The 18,481-nt window shown below is 32.9% G+C and carries 14 protein-coding genes; all 14 read right to left on the bottom strand.

Translation table 11 applies throughout. The features are described from left to right. Positions 1-172: 172 nt before the first annotated feature. The gene (gene pyk / locus KQI88_RS01170) at positions 173-1,930 is read right to left on the bottom strand and encodes a pyruvate kinase (RefSeq protein ID WP_216414533.1); all 1,758 of its coding nucleotides are present in this window, start codon (positions 1,928-1,930) and stop codon (positions 173-175) included. Between the two features lie 32 nt (positions 1,931-1,962). Then, entirely contained in the window at positions 1,963-2,922 is a 960-nt protein-coding gene (gene pfkA, locus KQI88_RS01165; RefSeq protein ID WP_216414532.1) for a 6-phosphofructokinase, read from the bottom strand. Positions 2,923-3,111: 189 nt separating this feature from the next. Beyond that, positions 3,112-3,303, bottom strand: a complete 192-nt coding sequence (locus KQI88_RS01160) for a hypothetical protein (protein ID WP_212380092.1) — start codon at positions 3,301-3,303, stop codon at positions 3,112-3,114. Positions 3,304-3,425: 122 nt separating this feature from the next. Further along, positions 3,426-6,923, bottom strand: a complete 3,498-nt coding sequence (locus KQI88_RS01155; RefSeq protein ID WP_216414531.1) for a DNA polymerase III subunit alpha — start codon at positions 6,921-6,923, stop codon at positions 3,426-3,428. Between the two features lie 153 nt (positions 6,924-7,076). Next, positions 7,077-7,982, bottom strand: coding sequence for a glutamate formimidoyltransferase (gene ftcD / locus KQI88_RS01150; protein ID WP_216414530.1), 906 nt, complete (start codon positions 7,980-7,982; stop codon positions 7,077-7,079). 31 nt (positions 7,983-8,013) lie between these two features. Continuing rightward, the gene (locus KQI88_RS01145) at positions 8,014-10,044 is read right to left on the bottom strand and encodes a urocanate hydratase (protein WP_216414529.1); all 2,031 of its coding nucleotides are present in this window, start codon (positions 10,042-10,044) and stop codon (positions 8,014-8,016) included. A 201-nt stretch (positions 10,045-10,245) separates the two neighbouring features. Continuing rightward, positions 10,246-11,202, bottom strand: coding sequence for a DNA-binding protein WhiA (whiA, locus tag KQI88_RS01140; protein WP_216414528.1), 957 nt, complete (start codon positions 11,200-11,202; stop codon positions 10,246-10,248). A gap of 43 nt (positions 11,203-11,245) precedes the next feature. Continuing rightward, positions 11,246-11,668 (bottom strand): NUDIX hydrolase, encoded by a 423-nt coding sequence (locus tag KQI88_RS01135; RefSeq protein ID WP_216414527.1) that lies wholly within the window; start codon positions 11,666-11,668, stop codon positions 11,246-11,248. Positions 11,669-11,833: 165 nt separating this feature from the next. Next, positions 11,834-13,168 carry a gluconeogenesis factor YvcK family protein gene (locus tag KQI88_RS01130; protein WP_216414526.1) on the bottom strand — a complete coding sequence of 445 codons (1,335 nt, stop codon included), beginning with the start codon at positions 13,166-13,168 and terminating at the stop codon, positions 11,834-11,836. A 4-nt stretch (positions 13,169-13,172) separates the two neighbouring features. Next, positions 13,173-14,045 carry an RNase adapter RapZ gene (gene rapZ / locus KQI88_RS01125; protein ID WP_216414525.1) on the bottom strand — a complete coding sequence of 291 codons (873 nt, stop codon included), beginning with the start codon at positions 14,043-14,045 and terminating at the stop codon, positions 13,173-13,175. Between the two features lie 29 nt (positions 14,046-14,074). After that, a complete protein-coding gene (gene murB, locus KQI88_RS01120) occupies positions 14,075-14,989 on the bottom strand; it encodes a UDP-N-acetylmuramate dehydrogenase (RefSeq protein ID WP_216414524.1) in 915 nt (304 codons plus the stop codon). Positions 14,990-15,078: 89 nt separating this feature from the next. Beyond that, positions 15,079-16,431 carry an extracellular solute-binding protein gene (locus KQI88_RS01115; RefSeq protein WP_216414523.1) on the bottom strand — a complete coding sequence of 451 codons (1,353 nt, stop codon included), beginning with the start codon at positions 16,429-16,431 and terminating at the stop codon, positions 15,079-15,081. A gap of 98 nt (positions 16,432-16,529) precedes the next feature. After that, positions 16,530-16,937: a hypothetical protein gene (locus KQI88_RS01110; RefSeq protein ID WP_216414522.1), complete on the bottom strand. Its 408-nt coding sequence runs from the start codon at positions 16,935-16,937 to the stop codon at positions 16,530-16,532. A 4-nt stretch (positions 16,938-16,941) separates the two neighbouring features. Next, on the bottom strand, positions 16,942-17,904 hold the full coding sequence (gene moaA / locus KQI88_RS01105) for a GTP 3',8-cyclase MoaA (RefSeq protein ID WP_216414521.1): 963 nt from the start codon (positions 17,902-17,904) through the stop codon (positions 16,942-16,944). Between the last annotated feature and the right edge of the window lie 577 nt (positions 17,905-18,481).

The raw sequence follows: 18,481 nt of genomic DNA, 5'->3' as shown, positions 1-18,481 counted from the left end.
TAAAACAATTTAATCGAAAAAAGCCTACAATTATTAATAATCGTAGGCTTTTTCCTGTGACATCATCAACATCTACAAAGGGGGAGAATATTGATTTTACTTGTATTATATGAAATTGATAAGCTAAATGTGTATGTATATCGAAAGAATTATTAGAGGATACTACATACATTTAAAGTACTTTTGTTTCGCCACTATAAACTAGTCCTCTTATAGTGTCTACCGTAACTATATCTCCCTGTTTTAATTTTTCTGTAGCCATATGGGCTCCCACTAATGTAGGCTTACCTAGATTAAGTCCAACAATTGCACCATGGCTAGTTAATCCAGCTTCCTCAGTAATTATAGCAGCCGCCTTTTCCATTATAGGAACTAACTCTCTATCAGTAAATTTTGTTACTAAAATATCTCCATCATTGACCTTATCATAGTCTTTATTAATGCTATCTATAACAACAACTTTTCCAGTAGCAGACTTTCTACCTATTCCTGTTCCTGTTAAAATTACTTCTCCTACTATGTGAACTTTAATCAAGTTTGTAGTACCTGCAACACCTACTGGAACCCCAGCTGTAATAACTATAAGATCCCCATTATTAATAAGCTTAGCATCTAGGGCCTTTTGTACAGATAAGTCAATTATATCATCAGTAGAGTTGAGTTGGTCTGTTAATACTGAATAAACTCCCCAGCTCAAGCTTAGTCTTCTTCTAACACTTTCCTTTGTTGTAGCCGCAATAATTGGTGCTGATGGTCTAAATTTTGACACCATCCTAGTCGTATATCCTGAAGATGTTGCTGTTAGAATAGCTGATGCATCTAAATCTGCCGCAGTTGTACAAGTAGCATGACTTATAGCATCGGTTACCGATGTTTCTCTTTCTATGGCTTTAGTTTTTAGTAAGCTACGATAATCAATTGCTGCCTCAGCACGTCTAGCGATACTTCCCATAACCTTGACCGCATCTACTGGATATTTTCCTGCAGCAGTTTCTCCAGATAACATAATAGCATCTGTGCCATCAAAGATGGCATTAGCCACATCAGTTACTTCTGCACGGGTTGGTCTAGGGTTTCTTATCATAGAGTCTAGCATCTGAGTTGCTGTAATAACAGGTTTTCCAGCCCTATTGCATTTTTTAATCATTTCTTTTTGAGCTAAAGGAATTTCTTCTGTGGGTATTTCAACTCCTAGGTCTCCTCTTGCAACCATTAAACCATCAGAAACTTCGATAATTTCATCCAAATTATCCATTCCTTCTTGGTTTTCAATTTTAGAAATAATCTGAATGTGATCTGCATTTTCCTCCTCTAAAATTTTTCTTATAGCTAAAACATCCGATGCCTTTCTAACAAAAGATGCAGCAATAAAATCTATATCCATTTCTATACCAAACTTAATATCAGACCTATCTTTTTCAGTAATAGCAGGTAAATTAATTTTTACTCCAGGTACATTAACACCCTTGTTATTTTTTATAACGCCTGCATTCTCAACTACACACTCAATATCTGTACCATTAACAATATTTTCAACCTTAAGCCCAATTAGACCATCATCTATTAAAATAATATCTCCTCGTTGCACATCTTCAGCAAGCCCGGTGTAGCTCACGTTACATATAGTATTGTCACCTAGTACGTCTCTTGTAGTAATCGTAAATTTTTCTCCTTCTTTAAGCTCTACCTCAGGATCTTTAAATTTACCGGTTCTGATTTCTGGCCCCTTAGTATCTAATAAAATAGCTACAGGCTCCTTTAATTCCTCCCTTACTTCCTTTATCATTTTTATTCTTTCGCCGTGTTCTTCATGGTCTCCATGAGAGAAGTTAAGCCTAGCAACATTTAATCCATTTAATACGAGCTGCTTAAATACATCTTTGTTTTCACTTGCAGGGCCAATTGTACATACTATCTTTGTTTTTTTCACCCGAATTCCTCCTCGATTAATCTATATATTCATTAGATTGATAATATCTTCGCTAGTTCGTAAGTTTCCATATCAAAATTACTTTTAATACTTAATGCCTCATCTATGTCCATATCAATAAGCTTTTTCCCATTTACTCCTACTACTCTATTACCAACACCTTGTAGCAGCAGATCCACTGCCTTTGCTCCCATTTTACTAGCTAAAATTCTATCGGAAGCTGTTGGACTACCACCTCTTTGAATATGACCTAATATGGTGGCTCTAGTTTCAATACCAGTTTTATCCTCAATTTCCTTGCTCATTTCAACTGCACCACCAACTCCTTCTGCTAATATAATGATGCTATGCAGCTTACCTCTATTTCTTCCCTTTAGTAGCTTATTACATACCTGATCAACATTAAATCCTACCTCAGGAACAATAATACTCTCTGCTCCTCCTGCAAGTCCAGCCATTAGAGCTATATCTCCACAATGGCGCCCCATAACCTCTATAATATTAGCTCTACCATGAGATGTGGAAGTATCTCTAATTTTGCTAATTGCATCGATTACTGTATTAATTGATGTATCAAATCCAATAGTATAGTCTGTATATCCTAAATCGTTATCTATAGTTCCAGGAACACCAATTGTAGGTATACCTAGATCATTTAACTTCTTTGCACCTTTAAATGATCCGTCCCCTCCAATTACAATAATCCCTTCTATACCTAATACGTTAATTACATTGAGCGCTTTTCTTTGTCCCTCTTCAGTACGAAATTCTTCACTTCTGGCAGTCCTTAAAATGGTTCCACCTCTATGTATAATATCCGCTACGGAAGATAAATTCATCTCTTCTATATTTGCATTAATTAGACCATTAAAGCCTTGCTTTATTGCCATAACCTTAACATCATTATAAATACCACTTCTCACAACTGCACGTATGGCTGCATTCATTCCCGGTGCATCCCCACCACTAGTTAGCACAGCAATTTTTTTCATAAGCATCCTCCATTTCAACCTACATGGTCTTTTAGTGTCCCACTTTGTTTATTTTATACATATGCATTTAAAGTTGAGAAAAATAACAAAGTCGTATCTATGTAGATATATTATCCCAAATCGACTTTGTTAAACAATTACAAGCCTAAAATCATGTGCTACTATTCAAATACTTGCAGAACTCTAAAATTAAAGTCCAAGTTGAATTAAAATAGAATGAACCTCTTCTGCCTCTGTTCTTGGTACTAAAACTTCACAGGTTCCTTCTACATTATTTTTACTAATAGGTTTAATCTTAACTAAGAAGCCCTCTTTCACTAGTACTTTTTTTACTTCTTCCGCATCTACACGTGTATTAGCCATATATATAACTGTCCACATTGCTAGGCCTCCTCTATAATTTAAATATAATATTTATTATTTATATAGTTTAATTTGCTCCTAATTCCCCTCATATTATAACATATACTAATTTATTTTGTTATATAATAGCAATTTTTATATTAAACTACTTTTATATTTTCTTTACCAAAAAAGCTAACTAACTCATTCATTATATCCTCATTTAGGTCTACCCATAATCCCCTATCAGATTGAAGTCTTTCATTACTTTCTTCAATATAAATTATTATAGGTACATCTCCCTTATATTTTCTTAGGGTTGGTTTTATTGCTTCGATTAGATGCCAATCCTTTTTATATCTAATTTTAATAAATAGCTTATTTCCATTTTTTTTACCTAAATCTTTTAAATCAGTTTCTGACACCTTTACTAAAGGATTTATTGTATTAACTAAAATCTTTGGTTGTTCCTCTTCCTTAATACTTAATGTTCCCTCTAAAAATACAAAACTTTCCTCATGAACAAGATTATTATAATATTTAAAAGTCTTTGGAAAAACAATACACTCTATAGTCCCGAATAAATCCTCTAAAACTATAAATGCCATAAGTTGATTATTCCTTGTTATTTTAGTATTTACTTCTGTAATCATTCCTCCTACAACTATGGACTGTCCATCCTTTAATGTAGATTCTTCTAGATTATCCATAGCTTGAGAAAGCTCGTAACTATTAACTGTAACAATATTCTCCAGTTCCTTTTCAAATTCCGATAAAGGATGTCCGCTAATATATATACCTACTACTTCCTTTTCCATACTTAACCTTATTTTTTCATTAAATTCTTTTATGTTTGGAAGATTAATTTGGTTTATTGAAACATCAATCTCCTCGTTTATTTGAAAAAGATCTATTTGTCCATTTATTTTTCTACGTTTTTCCTGTTGTATGCTATCCATAATCGTTTCATAACTTGAAAGTAGCTGTGCACGATTTGCTCCCATAGCATCAAATGATCCACATTTAATTAAACTCTCCACAGCTCTTTTGTTTATATCTTTGGACTCTACTCTCTGACAAAAGTCTAGAAAATTTGTAAAGTCTCCTGATAATTCCCTAGTGTTAACCAGACTATTTATCATACCTATACCTACGTTTTTAACAGCACCTAGGGCAAATCTTATGCCTTCTCCTTCAACGGTAAACTTAGCTTCACTCTTATTAATACTAGGCGGCAATACTTCTATCCCTTGTCTTTTACAATCTTGAATGTATTGAACTACCTTTGATGTATTACCCATAACGCTAGTCATAAGAGCCGCCATAAACTCTACCTTGTAGTAGCACTTTAAATAAGCAGTTTGATAGGCTAAAACTGCATAGGCAGCCGCATGGGATTTATTAAAAGCATAGTTGGCAAAGTCAATCATTTCATCATATATTTTGTTTGCTACTTTCTCTGGCACACCATTTCGTATACACCCAGGAACCTCCACTTCTCCCTTTTCATTTGTTATGCCATATATAAAGTTTTTCCTTTCCTCTTCCATTACATCCATTTTCTTTTTACCCATGGCTCTTCTTACAATGTCAGATCTACCATAGCTATATCCAGCCAAATCCCTTACTATCTGCATAACTTGCTCTTGGTACACCATACAACCATAGGTAACATTCAATATAGGTTCTAGACTTTCATGCATGTATTCAATAGCCTCAGGCTTATTTTTATTCTCTATATATTTAGGTATAGAATCCATGGGGCCCGGGCGATACAATGAAATTCCTGCAATAATATCCTCAAAGCAATTTGGTTTTAGCTCCTTCAAAAATTGAATCATTCCAGCACTTTCAAGTTGAAATAGACCTAATGTTTCTCCTCTACTAATTAAGTCATAAACCTTTTCATCCTCATAGCTACAATTTGCAAAATCAATTTTAACACCATGGTTCTTTTCAATAAGCTCTAGGGCGTCTTTAATTACTGTTAACGTCCTTAAACCTAGAAAATCCATCTTGAGCAGTCCTAGCTCCTCCAATGTTCCCATAGTAAATTGGGTGGTACTATTATTATCATGGACGTATAAGGGCACATGCTCCTTTAATGGCTTTTTAGCTATTACTACACCAGCAGCATGGGTAGATGCATGTCTTGGCATTCCCTCTAGCCTTTTAGCCATATCTATTAGATATTTCCCTTGTCTATCTTCTTCATATATATTCTTTAATTCAGGATTCATATTCAGGGCTTTATCTATTGTCATACCTATAGCAAAGGGAATTTGCTTAGCTATTTTATCTACTTCATTATATGGCATATTAATAACACGACCAACGTCTCTAATGGCAGCCCTTGCCGCCATAGTTCCAAATGTGATTATTTGCGCCACCTTATCTTCTCCATATTTTTGCTTTACGTAATCTATAACTTCTTCTCGTCTTTCATAACAAAAATCTATATCTATATCTGGCATAGATATTCTTTCTGGATTTAAAAAACGTTCGAAAATAAGATTATATTTAATTGGGTCAACATCGGTTATACCTAAGGTATAAGCAACAATACTTCCTGCTGCACTACCCCTACCAGGTCCTACTGGTATTTTATTATCCTTTGCATATTTAATAAAATCCCAAACTATAAGGAAGTATTCCACATAGCCCATTTTTTCAATAATAGAAAGTTCTTCATTTAAACGCTCCTCTAACTCCTCTGTTATTGGATTATATCGAGCCTTAAGCCCTTGAAAACAGATTGTTCTCAAATAGTCTGCTTTAGAGATATTATTAGGTACTTCATATTCTGGTAAATGGATTGTATTAAAATCAAAATCCAAATTGCACCGCTCTGCAATTTTTACTGTATTATATATAGCCTCTGGTGCAAAGGCAAAAAGTTCCTTCATCTCTTCTGGAGATTTTAAGTAAAATTGATCATTAGGAAACTTCATACGTTCCTCATCTTCTATTATTTTCCCTGTTTGTATGCAAAGTAAAATGTCGTGCGCCTGTGCATCTTCCTTATTTATATAGTGGATATCGTTAGTGGCCACTAATGGAATACCTGTTTCTTTACTAAGTTTTACTAAACCTAAATTAACCTGTTTCTGCTCTTGCATATTATGATCCTGTAGCTCTAAATAAAAGCTATCTTCTTCAAACATATCTTTAAGTCGCAGAGCCAAGCTTTTAGCACTCTCATATTGATCTTGAAGTAAAAGCTGCTGGATGTCCCCTGCTAAGCAAGCACTTAGGGCAATTATCCCTTTACTATACTTCGAAAGTTCGTCATAATCTATTCGTGGTTTATAATAAAATCCTTCCAAGAATCCATTAGATACTAGTTTAATTATATTTTGATAACCCTCTTGGTTTTTAGCTAGTAATACAAGATGACCTTGGTATTTATCTTTTTGTGGATCCTTATCCACCATTTTTCTAGGTGCAGTATATACCTCACAGCCTATTATAGGCTTTATTCCTTTTTTCTTTGCCGCTTTATAAAAGTCCACTACACCAAACATAGTACCATGGTCAGTAATTGCTATAGCATTCATTCCCAATTCCTTTACCCTATCCATCACCTTATCTATAACAGTAAAACCATCAAGAAGACTATATTCTGTATGGACATGTAGATGAACAAAGTTACTGTCCATTTTTAGTTCACCTCACTTATTCTAAAAACGAAAAAACTATAATTTTTCATATTTTAATTATCTTATGTTACTTCTATTATAATGTATTGGATAAAAACTTACAAAGAAAAACAGAAGTTACCTATAAAGATAACCCCTGCTTACTTGACTACTCTATTCCATCATCCTAGACTCAAGTACCTGATCCATTGAAAAGTCTTCTACACCTAAATAGTAAACTGCTGTGTCTATCAAAGCTTCCATTGGTAACAATCCTATTATTTCACTTCCAACTACATTTACGCCATAGCGTCTAGCCTCTATTTTAATAAGCTCAAATGCACGATATAATGCAGTTTTTGTATAATCAGTCATATTCATGGAAACTTGAACAATTCCACGTTCCTTTAGGTCTATACCTATACCTTTACAATATCTAAGTCCTCCAGTTAAATGTCTTACATTTTTAGCAATTTTGTTCGCAATTTCTATATTTGGAGTGTCTATATTAACATTAAATGCTACTAGTGGCATTCTAGCTCCCACAGCAGTTATACCTGCGGTTGGATGTATATTGTTTTCTCCAAAGTCTGGTGCCCAGTCTGGATCTTTAACCTTTTCAGCCATACCTTCAAACTGTCCTTTTCTAACAGTAGCTAAGTTTTCTCTAGCAGGGCTTGAAGCGGCCTTCTCATAAAGGAAAATTGGTAGCTTGTGCTTCTCCCAAGCTTCTTTGCCTACTTCCTTTGCCAGTTCAACAGCTTCCTCCATGGTCATATTTTTAATAGGAATAAACGGCACAACATCTATAGCTCCCATTCTAGGGTGCTGACCTTCGTGCTTTGTCATATCTATCTCCTTAATTGCTATCCCCATGGCCTCAATAACAGCTGCCTTTACAGCTTCCGGCTCACCTACTACAGTAACGACTGCCCTATTGTGGTCAAAGTCATTACTATAGTCTAAAAGTTTAACTCCTTCTTTACCTCTAAAAGGATTTATTATTCTTTCTATTTTTTCTAAATCTCTTCCCTCACTAAAATTAGGTACACATTGAACTATCTTTTTTACATTGCTCATTTCGTCCACCCTTTCAGCTATATTATTTAAATTACTTTTTTGCAAAAGCAGATTCAACTAAATTTTTAACCAATTCTTCCTTAGGTATATAAGGTATAGTAATATGATCAGTTCCTTCATTATTTTTATTATACTCCATACTGGTAGTAATTGAATTTTCATTTCTTGCCCAGGCTCTTCTTGCCACTCCACCCATTACGTCCCATGGCATGGCAGACTTTAATATGTTATCCACCCTCTCACTTCCATCTAGTACCATTCCAAAACCACCATTAATAGATTTACCAATACCTACTCCACCACCGTTATGCAGTGCTATTAAGCTCATACCCCTTGCAGCATTTCCAGCAAAGCATTGGGTAGCCATATCTGCCATAACATTGCTTCCATCTTTAATATTAGCTGTCTCTCTAAATGGAGAGTCTGTACCACTAACATCGTGGTGATCTCTACCTAGCATAATAGGGCCTACTTCTCTATTTCGTACCATCTCATTAAACTTCAATGCTATCTTTGTTCTTCCCATAGCATCTTGATAGAGTATTCTTGCCTGGGTTCCTACTACCAATTTATTTTGTTCTGCATCTCTAATCCATACATAGTTATCTCTATCCTGACCTCTTCTATTTGGATCAATACAGTCCATTGCAGCTTTATCTGTCTTAATTAAGTCTTCATGGTTTCCACTTAAACAAACCCAACGGAAAGGCCCATATCCATAGTCAAATAACTCTGGTCCCATAATATCCTCAACATAGGATGGGAAAATAAAGCCGTCTTTTTCATCTACTCCATTTTTAGAAATTTCCTTTACTCCTGCATCATATATAGCCTTCATAAATGAATTACCATAGTCAAAGAAATAAGTTCCTCTTTCTACTAAGGTTTTAATAAGTTTAAAATGGGTTCTTAAGGTTTCATCTACTCGATTTTTAAATTGTTCTCTATCTTTTTTAAGCATTTCTGTTCTCTCATCAAAGTTTAGTCCTTGTGGACAATATCCGCCATCATAAACAGCATGGCAAGAGGTTTGATCTGATAGAAGCTCTACTTTTATATTATTTTTAACAACATAATCTAATAAATCTACAATATTGCCATGATAAGCGATTGAAATTGGTTCCTTCTTATCTAAATATTCTTTCGCAATATTAAATATTTCTTCTAAATCTGCTGAATATCGATTTACCCATCCTTGGTCATGTCTTGTCCTTATTCTTGAATAATCAACTTCAGCAATAATAGAAACACCGTTTGCTATTTCCATGGCCTTAGGTTGAGCACCACTCATTCCTCCAAGTCCTGAGCTTATGAAAAGCTTTCCTTTTAAATCCTCATCAGGTCCCATACCAAACTTTAATCTTCCTGCATTTAACAATGTATTAAAGGTTCCATGTACAATTCCTTGAGGACCAATGTACATCCATCCTCCAGCTGTCATTTGTCCATAGTTAGCTACTCCCATTTGCTCTGCTATTTCCCAATCATTCAGGTTATCGAACATTCCTATCATTAAAGCATTTGTAATTATAACTCTAGGACTGTCTGGCTTTGATCTGAATAGTCCTAATGGATGTCCGGACTCAATCACTAAGGTTTGATGATCTGTCATTACCTCTAAATATTTTTTAATTAATCTATATTGCATCCAATTTTGAAATACACTTCCTGTCTCTCCATAGGTTACTAGCTCGTATGGATAAAGGGCTACATCAAAATCTAAATTATTATCTATCATTACTTGAAAAGCTTTACCTTCTATACAGTTCCCCTTATATTCATGTATAGGTCTTCCCTTTATATGTCCTTCTGGTCTGAATCTATATCCATAGATTCTTCCCATTGTCATAAGTTCCTCTAAAAACTCTGGTGCTAAAGTTTCATGTAACTCTTCTGGCACATATCTTAGAGCATTTTTAAGGGCAGTTTCTGTCTGCTCTTTACTTAATTTAAATCCCCTATCTGGTGCCCTTCTAATACCTTCAATGAATTTAGGCATTTCTGGAAGTACATTATCTAGCTTAATAGTCATTGCATTTGAGATATCAATATTATTAATCAAAAAATCACTCCTCCCATACTATTAAGAATATTATAACAACTAAGCTTGGTAAGGTCAAAAATTTCTCAAAATTCATCTGCTCTAATAGATATGAAATTATACCTTCTGCAACAAAAAAAGAAAGCTACAAACAAGCTTTCTTCTATATTTCAGGACAATTAATACATAACTTTTATCAATTGTTAAATATTTTTAATTTTTTTACTTCTTACCTTCTTGTAGTTTGGTGGCTATTTCATCTATTTTTCTAAGACGATGGTTTACTCCTGATTTTCCGATAGTTGGATTTAACATCTCACCTAATTCCTTTAAGCTAGCCTCTTGATATTCTAACCTAAGCTCTGCAATATCTCGTAAGTTTACAGGTAAATATCCCAATCCTACTGTATCCTTAATGTATTGTATATTTTCAATTTGTCTAATAGCCGCATCTACTATTTTACTTAAGTTAGCTGTCTCACAATTAACAATACGATTTACATCATTTCTCATCTGTTTATAAATTCTTACATTTTCTAAATCTAGTAGGGCACTATGGGCTTCTATAATATTCAATAGGTCTACTACTTGATCTCCTTCTTTTAAATAAACTACATAATTTCCCTTACGTTCTACTATCTTTGCATTTAACTGAAAGCTATTTATTAGATCTTTTAAAGACTCGCTATGATCTGAGCTATGAGTTACGAACTCTAAATGATAGGTTTTTTCTGGATCGCTAACAGAGCCTCCACCTAAAAATGCTCCACGTAAATATGCTCTCTTACAGCATCTTTTTTCTAGCAAACCAACAGGAGCTCCATAGGAGATATCAAAGGAACTAGTATCCTTTTTTAAAATCTCAATATCTTCTAAAATCATCTTACTACCCATATTATGCGTAACAACCATCAGATAATGATTGTTCTTTCTTAATCTAGGATTTCTTCTTACCATTACTTCAATATGTATTTTATATATATCTTTAAATAATTTAAATAACTTTCTTGCAATTGCTGGATTCTCTGTAGTTAATTTAATATTTAATTTTTGTGCTCCTCCTACTAACTGTAGAGTACCACACATCCTAATTAAAGCTGCTAATTCGGCTAATTGACAGCAAGGTTCATCAGAATAAATTCTAGCAAGCTCGCCCTTAGTCTTGGCTGAAAATGACATAACACCACAACCTTTTAATAATCTATTTTAATGTAAGACCTCACTAATTCTGTGAGGTCTTATTATATTCTTCTATAGCCTTTATAATAATTTCTTTTTCATCATCATATTTCGCTAAATCAACAGATCTATTCATATGAATAAATTTTGCATCAATAAACCCTTCTTCTCTTAAAGGTATACAATCCATAGATCTAGATTGCATTAAAAACCAATGAACAGTTTTGTTAATAACATTATTATCTTCCCAATTATTTTTATAGGTATAATGTATTTTACCAAGATATCGAATTACTTCTACTTTAACAGAAGCTTCTTCATAAACTTCCCTGGTAGCAGTTTGTTCAAAGGTTTCGTCTAGTTCTACCTTGCCCTTTGGAAGTACCCAGTCGCCGTTATATTTCTTCAAAAGTAATATGGTATTCCCAAAAACAACAACACCACCAGCACTTATTTCCTCACGCACACCCTCCACTCCTTTATATTCAAACTGCTCTTTTGTATTATTATATACCTTATACTCAATTCTGTTTTTATTATATTAATAAGTTACCATATTAACTTATAGTTTTCAATATTTAGTCGAAATACATTCATAAAAATCAGAAAAACTCCTCATAATAAAAGGAGTTTAGTAAATTTTCTTTATAAGTTCCCGTATATAAAAATAATCTATTATACGATTTCTATCATTTGCAACTTTCCACTGTAGTACCAAATTAATAATAATCTTGGATAATTTTATTGCATCATGTCTTACATAATCCTTTTTTATGTCTATTAAATCTTCTGTAATTAATTTAATACCCATATCATTTAGTTTATCTCTATCTTCTTGTGTTAGTTTAGTAACTTCTGCACCTTCTGTTTCATATTTTTGACTAATGATGTTATTAATCATACCTGTATTAGCTATTACATAATCAATAGAGCCATCTGGCCAATGATTTAGCAATGCATTTACATATGAATATACGGTGTAGCCAGTAGTTTCTCCTGGCTGAGTCATTACATTAGTAATATACACTTTAAGTGCCTTAGTCTTGTTTAAGCTTTCTTTAATATTCTTTACAAGTAAATTAGGTATAACACTGGTATATAGACTTCCTGGACCCAATAGAACTATATCAGCATCTTCAATAGCATCTATCGCTTCTTTAATAGTTTCTGCTTCCTTCGGTTTAATAAAAACTTTTTCTATAGGGCTATTTTCCTCTAGACTTTTTACGGGTATATTGGACTCTCCCTTAACAACCGTTCCATTTTTAAGCTTAGCATACAATGTAATATTTCTAAGGGTAACAGGTAAAACCTTCCCCGTTACTGCTAAAACATCGCTTATTTTCTTAATAGCTTCTTCGAAATTACCACTTATACCATTCATAGATGCAATGAGTAGATTTCCAAAACTTTGACCTTTTAAATTTCCTTCTTCAAATCTATATTGCAAAAGTTGTTCCATAGTAGGTTCCATGTCTGCCAAAGCCAGTATACAGTTTCTAATATCACCTGGAGGAAGCATACCTAAATCCTCCCTTAGCTTTCCAGAACCACCACCATCATCAGCAACAGTAACAATAGCTGTAATATTAGACGTAAAAAGTTTCAATCCTCTAAGTAAAACTGAAAGTCCTGTCCCTCCACCAATCACAACAATTTTAGGTCCGCGAGCCAAAATCTTTTTATCATATATTTTTTTATCTAGCTTACTACCATCGTTTTTCCCTGTTAATGTAGGTGGATGATATACTAGGTCTAAAATTGAAATAACTCCTTGTCTTAAGGAAAAAAACAATATAATCAGTCCTACTATACCCAATAATATTCTAAGCCAATTATTAAATAGCAAATTAAGTTCAAATAAATAATAGGATATAGATATAGCTATTAGAAATACTCCTATCAGTCCACATAATACCCATCTTTTAATTTTTAAGCCTGGTTTTAGCCAATGAATCAGTTTCATTGCTCTATCCTTTCCTTCCTACAGATAAACTTGAATCTCGGTGATTCATAAGCACTCTATATCCTTTTTCTTTTAGATAATTATAAAGTACATGGGCAATAGTAACTGATCTATGCATTCCTCCTGTACATCCAATAGCAATAACTAATTGATTTTTACCTTCTTTTATATATTGTGGAATTAAAAAGCTAATCATATCATTTAATTTATTGGAAAACTCCACACTAACAGGAGAATTCATAACATATTCTCTAACTTTTGTATCATTACCTGTAAAATTTCTAAGCTCTTCAATATAAAATGGGTTTGGCAAAAACCTAACATCGAAAACCAAGTCTGCATCTAATGGTACCCCATGTTTAAACCCAAATGATACAATGGAGATAATTAAATTGTTCGACTCATTGCCTTCAACATAAATATTCGTTAATTCATCTTTAAGCTGAGCTGGTCTAAGATTTGTAGTATCTATAATATTATTTGCCCTTGCCTTAAGTTCCTTAAGTTTTTCTCTTTCTAGAGAAATGCCTTTCGAAATAGATCCGTCTCCTGATAAGGGGTGATTTCTTCTTGTCTCCTTAAACCTCTTAATTAAAGCATTATCGCTAGCATCTAAAAATAAAATCTCGTATTTATAGCCTAATGCTTCCAAACTTTCTAAACTAGTAAAAAGGTCATCAAAAAACATACCACCTCGAATATCTATAACTAATGCCACCTTATCAAGAGCACCTTGAGACTGATGGCATAACTCTGCGAATTTAGGAATTAAAGTAGGAGGTAAATTATCTATACAATAAAAGCCGAAGTCTTCCAAATATTTAACTGCCTGACTTTTTCCAGCTCCAGATAAGCCTGTGATTATTACAAATCTCATTTTATCATCTCCTCTTATGTGCAAAACCTTTACTCTTCTCCAATTATTCTAACTTCTGTTTGTAAATCTACTCCAAAGTTTTCCCTTACCTTATTCTGTACTAGAGCAATTAATCCAAGTACATCTGCTGCCGTAGCATTATCAACATTCACAATAAAACCACTATGCAATTCAGACACTTGTGCACCCCCTACTCTTTCTCCCTTTAGTCCGCTATCTTCTATTAATTTGCCTGCAAAATATCCTGTAGGTCTTTTAAAAACACTTCCAGCACTAGGCAAATGTAGAGGCTGTTTTGTAGTTCTTCTTTCTGTTAAATCCTTTGTTATTGCTACTATTTCTTCGTAGTTACCTTTTTCAAGCTCTATTTCAACTTCTAGTACTATATACCCTTTAGTTTGAATCACACTGGTACGGTATCCTAATTCCAATTCTTCTAAAGAAAAATATTTTATTTCACCATTTTGGTCTAATACCTTAGCACCCTTTATAACATCCTTCATCTCTCCACCATAGGCACCAGCATTCATAGTTATAGCTCCACCTAAGGTTCCTGGAATACCGCTTGCAAACTCAAAGCCCTTTAAACTTTTTGCCATTATTTTTTTAGATAGTGTTGACAGTAAAATTCCTGCCTGTGCAACTACTTTTGTTCCTTCAATAATTACATCTTTAAACCTATCTGCAATTTTAATAACTACACATCGCATACCTTTATCTCTTACAATAAGGTTACTTCCATTTCCCATAATAAAATATGGTATATTATTATCCTTACAAACTTTAATGGCCCATTGAACTTGTTCTACAGACTCTGGTATAACCATAATATCTGCTGGTCCTCCTATTTTAAAGGAAGTATGTTTGTTCATAGGCTCGTCAAGTAAAACTGCTTCTTTTGAAATTAATTGTCTTAGCTTTTCATATATTTCTATTTTATTCATTAAGTTCACTCCTATTGTTCATATATCAATTATAGTTATTATTATTTCCAAATACTTCTTTTTAAGTATATACTTTTTACACTTATAGGTCAATTTCCAAGACTATTCAATAATATAGTAACTTTTTCCTCTGCATCCCTCAAAACCTCTTCTGCACTTTTATTTCCGATTACTCCTTGTTGTATCTCCCTTTGCAATATTTCATCTATTTCCTTCCAATATGGATGATCAAATATTATATTAGCATTTTCTAAATCTTCATATATCATAGTCATATTAGGATCATCTGCATATATATTTCCAATAGATTTTCTAGCTGGAAATACACCCAACCTAGTAAGATCTTGCTGATACTCGTCCTTTACTAAAAACTTTAAAAACTTTACTATTATTTCTGCTTTTTGTCTATCTTCTTGTTTAGACATACCATACGACCCTATCATATTACTCAATGTAACAGATTTCCCAAGCTTGCCACTTGGAAATTTAGCTATAGCATAGTTAAACCCTGTTCCTTCTTTTTGCAATCCATCCAGTACATTTAAAGACCAGGTACCTACTGGATAAGCTGCAATGTTTTTATCCTTATAAAAGTTAGTCCATGATTTATTAGAATTATTAACCCCAAAGTCAGGATGTACAATAGAATATTGTGTTTTTAAGTCTATTAATTTTTGGACTCCACTTAATGCCTTATCATCATTAAAACTATATTGCATTTTTTGATTGAAAACCTTTGCCCCGTCACTAAGTAGTATTCCCCATACGTTATAATAGCCTGGCTGAATAAAGCTATTAAATCCATAATGATCTATCTTATTATTTCCCTTGCTATCAAAGGTTAGTGCCTGCATTTTATCAACAAATTCCTCATAGGTCCAGTCGCCATTTTCAGGAGGCATAACTCCTCTTTCACTAAACAAGTCTAAATTTAATACCATTGTATAAGTAGTCATCATCCAAGGTACACCATATATTTTACTATCATATTTAACAGATTTAAGAGCATTTTCTCTAAAATCCTTAATTTCATCTACGGTTAGATACTGATCTAGTGGCTCTAATACATCCCTGCTAATAATGCTATAGTCGCTACCAATAGGAACTATATCAGGTAGGTTACCCATTTTTACAGCAGTATCTACTTGTATAGGTCCCTTTTCCCAATTTAAGGGCTTAAAATTTATATATACTCCAGGATTAGCTCTTTCGAAGGCTCTAATTTTCTCGTATATCCATCCAAAATTAGTTCCAGTTTTTTGATCTAATCTTGGATAATCCCAAAAACTTATTACTCCTGTCCATTGTGGCTCATCATTTTCTTTATTATAATCCACATCGTGTGGACGATAGGTTACTAAATAATATGGTCCTATTACAATAAAAAATATTAAAAGTAAACATAAAAAAAGTTTAAAAACTTTGTATCCTCTGTTTCTCATAATAGTAATCCCTCCTATTACAGTTTATTCTAATATAAGGGCCATTATTCTATGGGATTATAGAAGAAACGAAAGCTAGGAAATTTAATATTCCTAGCTTACATTAAAATAATTTTATCCTTTTTATTTACTAATCCTTTTTTTAATATTTCTGCAAAAAAGGCTTGTTTATTAACAGCACATGAAACGCCAGAATCTTTTATAATTGGACAATCAGGAAGACAATCTTTTTCTAGCTTAGTAATTTTTACAACAGAATCTCCTATTTGTAAAAGCTGACCTAAAGCTAAACCCTTCATATCTATGTTATTAACAACAAAATTTGCATTAAATCTATTATGACAAAATCCTTTAATCTCATCATCAGTAAGTCTTTTATACCCCTCAAAAGATATAAAACTAATACCTCTTTTACTTCCTTTAAATTTTGAAACTATTAAAGTTAGATTAGCGTATTCACTCCATATACCATCTTCTTTAAAAAATATTTTTTCTATAATAGCCACCTTGCTAGCCCCCAATTTGAAACATACTTCTATTGCTTTCTTCATGATCTTCTGAGTAAAGGTCATGCTTCTCTGGTTTACTTAAAATAGCTGATTTTAAAACATCATATATTCTTTCCGGGTTCTTTCTAGCAACTTCCAAAATATCAATTTCATTATTACTGTGTAGACAGGGCTTTAATTTGCCATCTGATGTCAAACGCAATCTATTACAATCTCCACAAAAATGATTGCTAATAGGATTAATAAATCCTACTCTACCTTTACCTCCAGGAAGCTTATAATATTTTGCAGGGCTAGACGGCTCAGTTTCAGTAGGCACCAAATCTATAAATTTATTTTTAATATCTTCGTTAGAGATAAATCTATCTTTTCCCCATTCGCTAGCTTCACCAATGGGCATTAATTCTATAAAACGTACATCTATTGGCTTGTCCTTAGTAAGCTCAATAAAGTCTCCTATTTCATCATCGTTATATCCACCTATAGCTACAACATTAAGTTTAACTGGAGTTAGTCCTAACCTTATGGCCTCATTTATACCATCTAGCACCTTAGATAAGTCTCCGCCCCTTGTTATTTCTTTATATTTACCAGGTTTTAATGAGTCTATACTAATGTTAACCCTTTTTAAACCAGCATTTTTTAGAGCTTGACCATATTTAGGTAGTAAAATACCATTAGTTGTTATAGCTATATCTTTAATTCCCTCTATATTTGATATCATCTGTATAAACTCTACTATTCCATTTCTTACCAAAGGCTCTCCTCCAGTAATCCTTACTTTATCAATACCTAATTTAGCCCCAGCCTTTACTATTTCCACAATTTCCTCTAGGCTTAATATATCATCGTGATCTTTTTTACATATTCCTTCTTCGGGCATACAATACTGACATCTTAAATTACATAGATCTGTTATTGAAATTCTCATATAATTTATTCTTCTACTGAATAAATCTTTCATATATATCCCCCATTTTCTAGGTCGTTACTTTATTAACAATTGTTTTTTGTTACTATTCAATATTTTATCATATTTTATTATGGTAATGGTAGTTTTTTAAAAGAAAAACTCTTTTCCTGCTATAAAATTAGAGGGATTTGGTTTTATATATAAGGTTAGAAATGAAACCCTCTTAAGCACGCTAAGAGGGTTTCATTCTACTCAATTCTTTTTTTATAAGAAGATTTGTTATAGTGCCTACTACTATTGAAGAAATTAAAGCTACTACTAATAACTTCATAATTGATTCTAAATTTGGATTTATAAGTTGTACTATGCAATATAAAGATAATATAATAAAGCTTATAATATAATCTTTTTTTCTAAAAGTTGAGTTTTTAATTATAATCTTTACCCCCTTACTGTTCTATTATATAGAATCTAATCGACAGAATAGTTTTTAATAATACTTCCAGATTTACTACGATAACTTCCTATATCTCACAAAGAAAGAAATGCTGGTTATTAGATATTTTAAATATACCACAAATTTTTTCAGAATTATTAAACTTGTAACGAAATAGGATTGAAATGAAAT

Origin of the sequence: Alkaliphilus flagellatus, assembly GCF_018919215.1 — a bacterium.
Taxonomy (GTDB): Bacteria; Bacillota; Clostridia; order Peptostreptococcales; family Natronincolaceae; genus Alkaliphilus_B; species Alkaliphilus_B flagellatus.
This window is presented reverse-complemented; position numbering and strand designations above follow the sequence as displayed.

Bases quoted from the DNA above. Each gene is read 5' to 3' on its own strand.
- rapZ (WP_216414525.1), bottom strand. From the start codon at position 14,045: ATGAGATTTGTAATAATCACAGGCTTATCTGGAGCTGGAAAAAGTCAG.
- KQI88_RS01160 (WP_212380092.1), bottom strand. From the start codon at position 3,303: ATGTGGACAGTTATATATATGGCTAATACACGTGTAGATGCGGAAGAA.
- ftcD (WP_216414530.1), bottom strand. From the start codon at position 7,982: ATGAGCAATGTAAAAAAGATAGTTCAATGTGTACCTAATTTTAGTGAG.
- KQI88_RS01130 (WP_216414526.1), bottom strand. From the start codon at position 13,168: ATGAAACTGATTCATTGGCTAAAACCAGGCTTAAAAATTAAAAGATGG.
- KQI88_RS01155 (WP_216414531.1), bottom strand. From the start codon at position 6,923: ATGGACAGTAACTTTGTTCATCTACATGTCCATACAGAATATAGTCTT.
- KQI88_RS01115 (WP_216414523.1), bottom strand. From the start codon at position 16,431: ATGAGAAACAGAGGATACAAAGTTTTTAAACTTTTTTTATGTTTACTT.
- moaA (WP_216414521.1), bottom strand. From the start codon at position 17,904: ATGAAAGATTTATTCAGTAGAAGAATAAATTATATGAGAATTTCAATA.
- pfkA (WP_216414532.1), bottom strand. From the start codon at position 2,922: ATGAAAAAAATTGCTGTGCTAACTAGTGGTGGGGATGCACCGGGAATG.
- murB (WP_216414524.1), bottom strand. From the start codon at position 14,989: ATGAATAAAATAGAAATATATGAAAAGCTAAGACAATTAATTTCAAAA.
- whiA (WP_216414528.1), bottom strand. From the start codon at position 11,202: ATGTCATTTTCAGCCAAGACTAAGGGCGAGCTTGCTAGAATTTATTCT.